Here is an 11,897-nt window from a genome sequence, read left to right as displayed (position 1 = left end):
CCTTACCGATGCTGCGCGTGCGCGTCAGCGCCGCTGTGGGAAGAGTGATCGGCTGGAGCCTCGGTGGCCCCCGGTGCGTCCGGCGCGGTCTGCACGCCTTCATTGCGCTCGGTCTGATCGATCACATGGCTGTTGGGGAAGTCGTAGCGAAGGCCTTCGGTCTCATGCGCCGATTCCTTGCCCGCGCCGCCCATCATGTTGATGTGCATCAGCTCGCCCATGCAGCGCTGGCCGGGCTTGGGACAGAGGTTCACGACCGCGTCGAACAGCTTGGGATCGACGGCGGAGAAATAGGCGACCGGGGCCTTCTCGCTGGGCTTGGCGAGCGTCAGATAGACATTGCGGTCCAGATTGACGTCACCAGCCTTCACCTTCGCCACCCAGCCGTCGAAACCGGCCCGGTCGAGCGCCTTGTAGGCAAAGCGCATATGGCTGAAGCCCGCGCCCGAATAGTTGGCGGAAAAGCCCACGCCACCCACAGCCTTGTTGGCGACCGCATGCAACTGCGTCTTCATGCCCGGCATCGCATAGATCTGCCCGGCCAGTTCAGGAATGTAGAAGCTGTTCATGACCGTCGAGGCAGTGATGTCGAAGCGCACCGGCACATTGGTCGGGATCGCCAGCTCATTGACCGTGGCGATGCCCAGTTCCGGATAGATGAACAGCCATTTCCAGTCGAGCGCCACGACCTCGACGGTCAGCGGCTTCACCTTGGGGTCGATCTTCGTCTGCGCGTCGATCCGGTCCAGCGGCCGATAGGGGTCCAGCTTGTGCGTGCTCACCCAGGTCAACGCGCCCAGGCAGATGATGATCAGCAGCGGGGCGGACCAGATCAGCAGTTCCAGCTTGGTCGAATGATCCCAATCCGGATCATATTCCTTTTCCGCCGCCTGGTTCGCAGAGCGGTAACGCCAGGCGAAAAAGACGACCAGCGCCATGACGGGAATGACGATCAGCAGCATCAGCGCGGTCGAGATCAGGATCAGGTCGCGCTGCTGCACCGCAATATCGCCCGACGGGTTCATCACGACCCAGTTGCATGCCGTCAGCGGCAGCGCCAGAATCGGAGCGGACCAGCGGAAAATTCGGGTCCAGTTGGGGAAGAGGGGGTGTGGCATGAGCGCGCGCTAACCCGTCCACAGGGAGTCGAACAGTGGGCAATTTGTCCCATAGTGCGCAGGTGCAAAAAATGCTTGGATTGCGGGATACTGCTTAGACTCTGCCGGTTTTCTGTTATGTTGCCTGTTCGTGGCCACCGGCAGAACAGAAAAAGGTTCCGGTGGCTTAAGCCAAGGAGCGGATGCCTATGAGTTCACAGGCCATGACCTTCACCTCCCGATCGCTGGAGGATGATGCGCGCCTGATCAATGCGCGGGACCACAAGATCGCGCCGGGTGATATTTCCATCGGAGTCATCATCGGTCGCACCTCCGAATTCTTCGATTTCTTCGTCTATGCCATCGCTTCGGTCATCGTTTTCCCGCACCTGGTATTCCCTTATGTGGATGCCCTGACCGGCACGCTTTATTCTTTCGCGATCTTTTCCGTCGCCTTCATCACGCGGCCCATCGGCTCGCTGATCTTCATGGCCATCGACCGCCATTTCGGTCGGGGCACGAAACTGACCGTGGCCTTGTTCCTGCTGGGCGGATCGACCGCGTCGATCGCCTTCATGCCGGGATATGAGACCATTGGCCACTATGCAGCGGTCGTATTGGTCATTTTGCGCGCCGCGCAGGGGATCGCGCTCGGCGGAACCTGGGACGGCCTCGCCTCGCTGCTCTCGCTCAACGCGCCGCGGCATCAGCGCGGCTGGTACGCCATGGTGCCGCAGCTTGGCGCGCCGCTGGCGCTGCTGGTGGCGAGCGGCCTGTTCGCCTTCTTCCTGATGACGCTGTCGGACGCGGATTTCCTCGACTGGGGCTGGCGCTATCCCTTCTTCGTCGCCTTCGCGATCAACGTCGTGGCGCTGTTCGCCCGCCTGCGCATCGTCGTGACGCATGAATTCGAGCGCCTGTTCGAACAGAAGGATCTGCAACCGTCCGAAGTGCTGCCCACCGTCAAGGCGGAAGGGCGCAACATCATCATCGGCGCCTTCGCTCCACTGGCCAGCTTCGCGCTGTTCCACATGGTGACGGTCTTCCCGCTGAGCTGGGTCGCGCTGTTCACGAAACAGCCGCTGGAACGCTTCCTGATCATCGAGATGATCGGCGCGTCGGTTGGCCTGCTCGCCATCGTCGTCTCGGGCTTCATCGCGGACCAGATCGGCCGCCGCTCGCTGCTGGCATGGTCGGCTCTCGGCATCGCGATCTTCAGCGTCATGGCGCCGTTGCTGCTCAATGGCGGCGATCTGGGTGAGGTCGCCTTCATGATCCTGGGCTTCATGCTGCTGGGCCTGGCTTTCGGCCAGTCGTCAGGCGTGGTGGCGTCCAACTTCGCCACCGAAGCGCGCTATACCGGATCGGCGCTGACCTCCGACCTTGCATGGCTGGTCGGCGCGGGCTTCGCTCCGCTGGTGGCGTTGCTGCTGTCGGTGAAGTTCGGTCTGGCCGCCTCGGGCATCTACCTGCTCTCGGGCGCGGTGGCGACCATGGTGGCGCTCTACGTCAACAAGGAACTGGCGGCCCGCGACCGCTGAGAAGGAAAGGGGGGAGGCCTTATCGCTTCCCCTTCATTCGCGCCAAAGCCCTGCGATCGAACCATCCTGTCGGCAAGGGCCGGGGCCGAAAACGCGGCAACCATTCGCCGTAAAGCGCATCCATGCGAACCGGCAACCCCGATACTCCGTCACGTGCCATGATGTCGGAAATGATCCGGTTCTGGAAATAGCGCAGCGAATAATTGATCATCCGCCGATATTGCATGTGCAGCGTGGAGGGCCGCAGCAGGCTCACCGCCTCGCAGCGAAAGCCCGCATCCTCGCACGCCAGCACCCGCTCTCGATCCCAATCGGCATCGCGCCCCAGATCGGTATGCGCCCAGGCGGCCACCAGCCCATCGTCTCCCACCAGATCCTCTGGCAAGCGCAAGCCCCGCGCCCGGATTGCCGCGACGAACCGTCCGGGCAGCGCATAAAGATCACCGAACAGCCCCCGCTCATCCCGCAGGCTCTGGCGATAGGCCTCGACCGACCGCCCATTGACCGGCATCCCCGCAGCCGCATGGGCCTCAGGCCGTGCCGCCAACGCCGCCGTCAGCGCGTCGATCGACCCGGCGACGATTTCGGCATCGCCATCCATGAAGATGACGGCATCCTCATCGCCGCTGAGCAGGTCGTGGACGAAATGATTCCATGTCCGCGCCTTGCCACCGGCGGCCATGTCATGGACGATGACATTCGTTCGTCCGCCGCTCGCCTCCCGCGCCCGCGCCGCAGTGGTGTCCGTCGACCCGTTCACCAGCACGTGAAAGACGATGTCCGCCCGGTCCAGCGGCAAGGACGCCAGGCACAGCCCGATCCGCCGCTCCTCCTGATGCGCGAATATGCCGACGGCGATCCGCACCTTCAGCGGAAATCCCAGCTCTGCTGCTTATGCTGCGTCAGATCGAGGCCTTCTTCCTCCTCCCGCGCGCCGATCCGGGCTGGCACGATCACCGACAGCATCAGGGCGATGATCGCTGATCCGGCCATCGCCCACAGCGCCACCACCGCTATGCCGATGACCTGCGCGACGATGGTGCCGCCAAGGCTGATCCCCGCCGCGAAGCCGACTCCGCCCAATGCCGGTAGTACGAAGGGAACCAGCAACAGCACCCCTATCAGCCCACCCAGCCCGTGGATCAGGAACACATCCGCCGCATCGTCGATCCGCGCGCCCAGCAGCGCCTTGGCCACCCGGCAGAGCAGGGCGGCAATCAGCCCGATCATCATCGCCCCGCCCGGTCCGACCAGAGCCACCGAAGCGGAAATCGCCACCAGTCCGGCCAATGCTCCCGACACCGCGCCCGTCGTCGTCACCCGGCCAAGATCGATCCGCTCCACCAGCATCCAGCCGAAGGCGCCCGCGCAGGCCGCGAAATGGGCGTTGAGAATGGCCGTCGCGGCATTGTCCGTCGCGCCAAAGGCCCAGCCACCGACGATCCCCGCCCAGCCGATCCACAGCAGCAAGCCGCCTGCAAGGCTCAGAAGCGGGGCATGCCCCCCGGAAACCGCCCGCCGCTTGCCCACGATCAGCACCAGCGCCAGCGCCGAAAAACCCGCGCAGAGATGCACGACCAGCGCCCCGGCAAAATCCATGACGCCCAGGCCCGCCAACCATCCGCCGCCCCAGACCCAATGCACCACCGGCGCATAGACCAGCAACAGCCAGAGCAGGGCAAAGGCCGTCATCCATCCCAGACGCACCCGCTCCGCCACCGCACCGGGCAACAGGCAGGCGGCAAAGATCGCCAGCCCCATCTGGAACAGCACGAAGGCCGATTCCGGCACGGTCAGCCCATCCCGCAACGCCCCCAGATTGGCGAGCAATATATGCGCCCGCCCGCCCAGCCAGCCGCTCCCCGGCGCATAGGCCAGGCTGTAGCCGACGATCCCCCAGAGCAGGGAGACTCCGGCGGCCACCACCAAACCCTGCATGCCCACCGACAGGGCGCCGCGCACATGGACCAGCCCCGCATGACGCAACGTCAGTCCCGGCAAAGCCGCCAGCAGCACCAGCACGCTGCACAGGATCATCCAAGCCGTATCGCCGCTATCCGCCACGGCGACCTGCGCCATGGCGGATTGCGGCGCCATCAGGGCAGAAAGAAGCAGAAGGGCAAACAGGCGATGCATCAGGCAATCCAGCGATCCAATATTCCGACCCGCCCTAACCCAAGCGAAGTAAAGACTTGCCTAACCCTGTCCAATTCCCCTCCCGCAAGCGGGAGCGGGAGCGGGAGCGGGAGCGGGAGCGGGCAGGGGACAGCGGGCAGGGGACAGGGGGCAGGGGGTGGGCGCGAGCGCAGCGCGCTCCTGCCATGTCCGCTAAAACCGCCGCTTATATATTTCCATTGTAATCCCTTCCTCAAGCCAATCGACATTCATGCTGATCTGGGGCGATTGGCCCAGGGAAACCCGTCATGCTGAACTTGTTTAACTGCGTTGGCCTTCGGCTCAACATGCATTGCGCCTTCGGGACCATCCGCTTGTGGGGAGAAATGGATGCTGAAACAAGTTCAGCATGACGAACGGCAACAAATCCATCGTCAATCATTCAAGCGAATTGAGTGCTTCTCGACCTAATAAGCCTCACCCCCGCAACTGATCCGCCCCGTCCCGCGATTGTCGACGCTGCACGCCGCTTTCCCCACCACCGTCACGTCGCCCGATCCGGATGCCGTCACCTTGGCCGTGACCTCTGCCGTCAGCGCCACATTCCCCGGCCCGTCATTCGTCACCATCGCCTGCCGCGCCCGCAATCCTTCGGCCGCCACCGCGCCCGGCCCCGTGACCCGCACCGTCGCCGTCCCGGCCCGCCCCGCCAGAGTCGCCCGCCCGGCCCCCGCGACGCCCAGATTGAGCTGCTCCACATCCACCGCCGCCACGCTGACATCGCCGTTGCCGCCCAGCACGATTTCCCCGCGCAGCCCCTTCATCCGGCTCACCGAAACCGATCCGCCCCCGGTCAGCACCACGCGTCCCAGATCGCCGGTCGACAGCCGCAACACGGCCCGCCCGCCGGATTTTTCGCCCGGCTGCGCCCGCTCCATCGTCACCGCCAGCAGGCGGCCCGACACGTCCAGCTTCAGCCGGTCCAGCACCGCCTGATCCCCCTCCGCCCGCGCCGAAGCCCCCGCGCCGGTGGTGATCACGACCTCGACCGGAGCATCCACCCGGATCGCGTCGAAGCTGGTGATGGTGAAGCCCCGCGTCGCGGCCCCGGCGGGCGCCGCCAACCCCGCCATCGTCACGGCGACAAGAACAAGAAAATGGGGAAGCGGCATCATCATCTCCCAATCGGCATCGCGATCCTGATACGAACAGGCCGTAGCGGTTCCAAGCCCCTTGTTCGTCGCACCGGATCGGGCAAGATCATCAGGTTCTAAAAAGGAGCATGCTGCTGATGCGCAAACTGTTTTCCGGACTTCTCCTGGGTTTGATCAGCACGGCGGCTCCCGCCGCTCCGGATAACAGGGCAGAAGCCTGGTGGAGCCACGTCCGCACCCTGGCCGACGATGCCTATGAAGGACGCGGCACGGGCAAGCCGGGCTATGACAAGGCGGCCGACTATGTGATCGGCCAGCTTCAGGCGCTCGGCCTCCGGCCCGCGGGCACGCATGGCTATAAGCAGCCCATCGCCTTCACCGAGCAGGTGATCCTGTCGCGGGACAGCGGCGCCAGCCTGACCGGCGCGCAGGGCGAAACCGCGCTCGCCGTGCCCGCCGACATCATCTTCTCGGGCGGCGGCGGCCCCGCGCCGCAAACCGTCAGCGCGCCGCTGGTTTTCGCCGGATATGGCCTGCATCTGCCCGAAGCGGGGCATGACGATTTCGCCGGGCTGGACCTCAAAGGCAAGATCGTGGTCGTCGTTTCCGGCGGCCCCTCGACCCTGTCCGGCGCGCTTAAATCCCATGCCCGCTCCGAACGATCGACCTGGCTCGCCAGGCAAGGCGCATTGGGGCTGATCCAGCTCGTCACGCCCAAGCAGGTTGAAATCCCCTGGGACCGCCGCATGGCGCTCTCCAGCCAGCCGGCCCTGTTCTTCCAGGACGCGGCCCTGCGCGAAACCGCCACGCCCTTCCTGAACGCTCAGTTCGATCCGGCCAAATCCGCGCTGCTCTTCGCCGGGTCCGGCCATGATTTCACTCAGATCGCCGCCGCCGCCGATCAATCCGCGCCGGTCCCGTCCTTCGCGCTCGCCCAGCGTCTGGACGCGAAGGTCGCCGCCCGGCGCGCCGACCTCTCATCGCCCAACATCATCGCCGTCATGCCGGGGACGGACCCGCGCCTCAAAAAGCAATATGTGGTCCTTTCCGCCCATCTCGACGGCTATGGCGTCGGCACGCCGATCGACGGCGACGCGATCTACAACGGCGCGATCGACAATGCGTCCGGCGTGGCCAGCCTGATCGAGATCGCCCGCACCCTGCGCGACGGCAAGGTGAAGCCCAAACGCTCGATCCTGTTCGCCATCGTGACGGCGGAGGAAAAGGGGCTGCTCGGCTCGACCTATTTCGCCCGGCGGCCGACCGTGCCGCATAAGGACTTGGTGGCGGACCTCAATTTCGACATGGCGCTGCCCATCTTCCCGCTGACCAGTGTGACCCCCATCGGCTACGACCAGAGCAGTCTGGGCAAGGACGCGGCGGCGGTGAGCGCGGCCATGAACCTGCCGATCACGCCCGATCCCTTCCCGGACCGCAACGTCTTCATCCGTTCGGACCAGTACAGCTTCATCCGCACGGGCATCCCCGCGCTGTTCTTCAAATATGGCTTCAAGGCGAACACGCCGGAGGCGACGGTGGAAAAGGCCTGGCGCGCCAATATCTACCATTCGCCCAAGGACGATGCGAAGCAGCCGGTGATGCCGGCGGAGTCGGTGAAGCTCAACGACTATGTCGCCGCCGTCACCTTGCGCGTCGCCAATGCCCCGGATCGCCCGGCGTGGAACGAGGACAGCTTCTTCCGTCGCTTCGCGAAATGAGGATCAGGCCTCGTACAATTCCAGCGGCAGCCCGTCCGGATCAGCGAAGAAGGTGAAGCGCTGCCCAGTGTAAGGATCGGTCCGGACCTCTTCGCAGGCGACGCCCGCAGCCTCCAGCCGCGCCACTTCCCCGTCCAGATCATCGACCGTGAAGGCCAGGTGGCGCAGGCCGCAGGCTTCCGGCCGGGTCGGACGGGGCGGCGGCACGGGGAAGGAGAAGAGTTCGATCTGGGCATTGCCCGCGTCCAGATCGCATTTCCACGATTGCCGTTCGTCGCGCCACACTTCGCGGATCACGGCAAAGCCCAGCAACTCGGCATAAAAGGCCCGGGACCGTGCATAATCGGAACAGATGATCGCGATATGATGGACGGCGCGCATGTCCGTGCCATATCACCGCGATCGCGTCGCGGGAACCTTGATCCCCCCGGCTGGGCGGCCTACACACCCGCCATGACTCATGCCTCCTATCCGGCGCTTCGATTGCGCCGCACCCGCGCCTCGGCCTGGAGCCGGGCGATGCACGCCGAAAACCGCCTGACCCCCAGCGATTTCATCTGGCCGCTCTTCGTAACCGAAGGGAGGCAAGTGGAGGAGCCCATCAAGTCGCTTCCCGGCGTCTCCCGCTGGTCGGTGGACCTGATGGTCGAGCGCGCGAAGGAAGCGCAGGCGGCGGGCATTCCCTGCCTCGCCCTCTTCCCCAACACCCAGCCTGAACGCCGCAGTGACGACGGCGCCGAAGCGCTCAATCCTGACAACCTCATGTGCCATGCCATCCGGGCCATCAAGGACGCAGTGCCCGACATCGGCATCCTGACCGACGTAGCGCTTGATCCCTACACTGCCCACGGCCAGGACGGCCTGCTCGACGAGGCGGGCTATGTCGTCAACGACGCCACCATCGACGTGCTGATCGGCCAGTCGCTCAACCAGGCGGCGGCGGGCGCGGACATCATCGCCCCCAGCGACATGATGGACGGCCGCGTCGGCGCCATCCGCGAGGCGCTGGAGGAGGAAGGCCACGCCAATGTGCAGATCATGGCCTATGCCGCGAAATATGCGAGCGCCTTCTACGGCCCGTTCCGCGATGCGGTCGGATCGAGCGGGCTGCTAAAGGGCAACAAGAAAACCTATCAGATGGACCCCGCCAACAGCGAGGAGGCGCTGCGCGAAGTCGCCCTCGACATCGCAGAGGGCGCCGACAGCGTGATGGTGAAGCCGGGCCTGCCCTATCTCGACATCATCGCCCGAGTGAAGGACCGGTTCGAAGTACCCGTCTTCGCTTATCAGGTGTCCGGCGAATATGCGATGCTGGAGGCCACCGCCGCCGTGGGGGCGGGGGACCGCGACGCGCTGGTGCTGGAAACGCTGATGGCGTTCAAGCGCGCGGGCTGCTCGGGCGTCCTCACTTATCACGCCCTCCACGCCGCCCGCCTGCTGGGAGCCTGAAATGACCGATCATCCCGAAGCCTCCATCATCTCCTTCAACGGCAAGACGCCGAAGATCCACCCCAGCGCCTTCATCGCGCCGGGTTGCCGGATCATCGGGGATGTGGAGATCGGTCCCGACGTCAGCATCTGGTATAATTGCGTGATCCGGGCGGATGTGAACTTCATCCATATCGGCGCGCGCACCAATATCCAGGACGGCACGGTGGTCCATTGCGACAGCCCCGGCGACCATATCGATGGCCGCCCGTCCGAAGGCTGGCCCACGGTCATCGGGGAGGATGTACTGATCGGCCATCTGGCGATGGTCCATGGCTGCGTGCTGAAGGACCGCGCTTTCGTGGGCCTCGGCGCCATCGTCATGAGCGGTTGCACGGTCGAAAGCGACGCCATGCTGGCGGCGGGCGCGCTGCTCTCGCCGGGAAAGACGGTCCCCCACCGCCAGCTATGGGCAGGCCGTCCCGCCAAATATATGCGCGATCTGTCCGACGAGGTGGTGGTCGACATGCGCGAAGGCGTCGAACATTATGTCCATAACGGGAAAGCGCATAAGGGCGCGGTAAAGGCGGCGTTTTCGGCCGGCTAACTGGTCCCGTAACAACCTCCGTTCGTTTCGAGCGTAGTCGAGAAACTTGCGCACACGTTTCTCGACTACGCTCGAAACGAACGGAGGAGGGTTTTCAAGGCTGCGCCAACCGCCCCTTCAGCACATCCAGCCGGTCATTCTGCCCATCGACGATCGCCAAGGCCGAACCCCGCGCCGCATCGATCGCATCGATCCCGCCGCTGACCTTGCCCTCCGACACTGCATTACTGCGCTCGACATAAAGCACGTCCAGGCTCGCCAGCGCCGACACGCTGTCGTTCCGCGCCGATTCGAGCGCGCTCAGCGCCGTCTGCGCCGCCACCCAGGCCTCACTGGAAACCGCTGATCCCAAAGCCGCCCGCGTCGCCTTGTCCGCCGCGGGCCAGGCCTCGTCAAAGGCCGCGCCGCCCGCCTGCGCCTGCGCCGTCAGCCGGTCCACATTCTGGACCAGCTCCGGCTCCGGCGCGACCGGGGAGGGCGCAGGCGCCGCCTCAGCCATGGGCGCGTCCTCGATCGCCCGCTTGGCAAGCGATGGATAGCCCTGAAAGGTGCTGGCGCAACCGGACAGGAACAGGACCAGGGAGGGAAGCAACCGACGCGGGATCATGGCCCGCATCTAGGATGGAGCGCGCCCGGACGCAAGATCAGCGCGGCAATGCCGCCGCATCCCGCGCCAGAGCCTCGATCTTCGCCGCATCGACCGGCCCCTTGGGCACGACCCAACTGCCGCCCACACATTTGATGAAGGGTTCCGCCAGCCATTTGGGTGCGCTCTCCGCGGTGATTCCACCGGTCGGACAGAATCGCGCATCCTGCAACGGCGCCGCCAAAGCCTTCAACGCAGGCAGTCCGCCCGAAGTCTCCGCCGGGAAGAATTTGAAATGCGACAGCCCCATGTCCAGCCCGCGCATGATGTCGCCCGCCGTCGCCGTGCCCGGCAGGAAGGGAATCCCCGCCGCAATCGCCGCTTTCCCCAAAGGCTCGGTCAAGCCAGGGCTGACGATGAAGCGCGCACCCGCCTCCATCGCGGCATCCAGTTGCGCCGGATTGAGCACCGTTCCCGCGCCGACCATGGCACCCTCGACCTTCGCCATCTCCCGGATCACGTCCAGCGCCGCAGGCGTCCGCAGCGTCACCTCGAGCGCAGGCAGCCCGCCCTTCACCAGCGCCCGCGCAATCGGTAGCGCGTCCTCGACCCGTTCGACCACCAGCACCGGGATCACCGGGGCCAGTTCCATCACCTGTTCTACGCTCAGCGCCATTATTTCTTCTCCCGAAAGGCCGCGGCCGCGCCGTACAGCCCGATTTCGTCATGCAGGGCGAGCCGGATCGGCACCGACTTCATCAGGCTCTCGAACCGCCCCTTGGCGGTGAAGCGCTGATGGAACCCGCTCTGCGGCAGCAGCTCCCGCATCCGCTGGGTCAGCCCACCGGCCAACACCACCGTATGCGGCCCCTGCGCCAGCGCCAGATCGCCCGCGACCGAACCGTAGGACATGCAGAACCGCTCGAACGCCGCCCGCGCAAATTCATCCGTGCCGTCGATGGCCGCCTGCCACAATTCGGCATCCTCCATCAGCACCACCCGGTCATGGCCGATGGTCGCCATCGCCTTGTAGATATTGTTGAGCCCTGGCCCCGATACGATCCGCTCCGTCGACACGCGCAGGAACTTGTCGCGCAGATAGGCGAGTATCTTCTCTTCCAGCGGATCGAGCGGCGCGAAGTCCAGATGCCCGCCCTCGGTCGCGATGACATGCGGTTCGCCATCGTCAAAGGCGATCATCGCCACGCCCAGGCCCGTGCCCGGCCCCAATATCGTCACCCCGCCGTCGCGCGGAAAGGGCCTGTCCTCCCCGAACAGCAGTGGCAGATTTTCCTGCGGCAGCCGCGCCACGGCATGGGCCACCGCCTCGAAATCATTGACCAGCCGCAAATGCTTGAGCCCCAGTTCCTCGTCCAGCGTATCGGGCCGGATCACCCAGGCGCTGTTGGTCAGCTTGATCACCTCCCGCCCGATGGCGGTGGCGAAGGCGATGGAGGCGGACGTCGGCAGCTTGCCCCCCTCATCCTCCACGAACGCGGCCCAGCACGCCTGAAGGCTGGGATAATCCGCGACCTTATATTTGCGCACCTTGCCCAAGGTCGGGACATTGCGCGCATCCAGCTTGGCGCGGGCGAAGCGGGCGTTGGTGCCGCCGATGTCGGCTGCGATGATCTCGGTCATGAACGACCTC

At 65.3% G+C, this 11,897-nt stretch carries 12 protein-coding genes; 4 read left to right on the top strand and 8 right to left on the bottom strand.

The genetic code is table 11. The features are described from left to right. Positions 1 to 2: 2 nt before the first annotated feature. Entirely contained in the window at positions 3 to 1,118 is a 1,116-nt protein-coding gene (gene cyoA / locus HUK72_RS05715; RefSeq protein ID WP_176595921.1) for a ubiquinol oxidase subunit II, read from the bottom strand. Positions 1,119 to 1,306: 188 nt separating this feature from the next. Here cyoA and HUK72_RS05710 point away from each other — a divergent pair, with 188 nt between their 5' ends. Beyond that, positions 1,307 to 2,638, top strand: coding sequence for an MFS transporter (locus HUK72_RS05710; RefSeq protein WP_176595920.1), 1,332 nt, complete (start codon positions 1,307 to 1,309; stop codon positions 2,636 to 2,638). 19 nt (positions 2,639 to 2,657) lie between these two features. Here HUK72_RS05710 and HUK72_RS05705 read toward each other — a convergent pair whose 3' ends face one another. The 3 genes from HUK72_RS05705 to HUK72_RS05695 all read right to left on the bottom strand — a co-directional run bounded on the left by HUK72_RS05705 (position 2,658) and on the right by HUK72_RS05695 (position 5,925). Then, positions 2,658 to 3,503 carry a glycosyltransferase gene (locus HUK72_RS05705; protein ID WP_176595919.1) on the bottom strand — a complete coding sequence of 282 codons (846 nt, stop codon included), beginning with the start codon at positions 3,501 to 3,503 and terminating at the stop codon, positions 2,658 to 2,660. A gap of 2 nt (positions 3,504 to 3,505) precedes the next feature. Next, entirely contained in the window at positions 3,506 to 4,774 is a 1,269-nt protein-coding gene (locus HUK72_RS05700; protein ID WP_176595918.1) for an ammonium transporter, read from the bottom strand. Between the two features lie 446 nt (positions 4,775 to 5,220). Beyond that, positions 5,221 to 5,925: a GIN domain-containing protein gene (locus HUK72_RS05695; protein ID WP_176595917.1), complete on the bottom strand. Its 705-nt coding sequence runs from the start codon at positions 5,923 to 5,925 to the stop codon at positions 5,221 to 5,223. Positions 5,926 to 6,044: 119 nt separating this feature from the next. Between HUK72_RS05695 and HUK72_RS05690 the strand changes: the two genes are divergently transcribed. Then, positions 6,045 to 7,625 (top strand): M28 family metallopeptidase, encoded by a 1,581-nt coding sequence (locus tag HUK72_RS05690; protein WP_176595916.1) that lies wholly within the window; start codon positions 6,045 to 6,047, stop codon positions 7,623 to 7,625. 3 nt (positions 7,626 to 7,628) lie between these two features. On the opposite strand, the gene HUK72_RS05685 is transcribed toward HUK72_RS05690, so the two are convergent. After that, positions 7,629 to 8,006, bottom strand: coding sequence for a VOC family protein (locus tag HUK72_RS05685; RefSeq protein ID WP_176595915.1), 378 nt, complete (start codon positions 8,004 to 8,006; stop codon positions 7,629 to 7,631). A gap of 72 nt (positions 8,007 to 8,078) precedes the next feature. Between HUK72_RS05685 and hemB the strand changes: the two genes are divergently transcribed. Both hemB and HUK72_RS05675 read left to right on the top strand, forming a co-directional pair. After that, entirely contained in the window at positions 8,079 to 9,074 is a 996-nt protein-coding gene (gene hemB / locus HUK72_RS05680) for a porphobilinogen synthase (RefSeq protein ID WP_176595914.1), read from the top strand. Position 9,075: 1 nt separating this feature from the next. After that, on the top strand, positions 9,076 to 9,660 hold the full coding sequence (locus tag HUK72_RS05675; protein ID WP_176595913.1) for a gamma carbonic anhydrase family protein: 585 nt from the start codon (positions 9,076 to 9,078) through the stop codon (positions 9,658 to 9,660). Between the two features lie 94 nt (positions 9,661 to 9,754). Here the strand turns inward: HUK72_RS05675 and HUK72_RS05670 are convergent, their stop codons facing one another. The 3 genes from HUK72_RS05670 to glk are packed head-to-tail and all read right to left on the bottom strand — an operon-like array spanning position 9,755 to position 11,887. Further along, complete coding sequence (locus HUK72_RS05670; protein WP_176595912.1) at positions 9,755 to 10,267, bottom strand: hypothetical protein; 513 nt, start codon at positions 10,265 to 10,267, stop codon at positions 9,755 to 9,757. Positions 10,268 to 10,304: 37 nt separating this feature from the next. After that, the gene (eda, locus tag HUK72_RS05665; RefSeq protein ID WP_176595911.1) at positions 10,305 to 10,922 is read right to left on the bottom strand and encodes a bifunctional 4-hydroxy-2-oxoglutarate aldolase/2-dehydro-3-deoxy-phosphogluconate aldolase; all 618 of its coding nucleotides are present in this window, start codon (positions 10,920 to 10,922) and stop codon (positions 10,305 to 10,307) included. Then, positions 10,922 to 11,887 carry a glucokinase gene (glk, locus tag HUK72_RS05660; protein WP_176595910.1) on the bottom strand — a complete coding sequence of 322 codons (966 nt, stop codon included), beginning with the start codon at positions 11,885 to 11,887 and terminating at the stop codon, positions 10,922 to 10,924. The genes eda and glk overlap by 1 nt, the downstream gene beginning before the upstream one ends. Between the last annotated feature and the right edge of the window lie 10 nt (positions 11,888 to 11,897).

The sequence above is a fragment of the Sphingobium sp. 15-1 genome (assembly GCF_013375535.1).
Classification (GTDB): Bacteria; Pseudomonadota; Alphaproteobacteria; order Sphingomonadales; family Sphingomonadaceae; genus Sphingobium; species Sphingobium aromaticivastans.
This window is presented reverse-complemented; position numbering and strand designations above follow the sequence as displayed.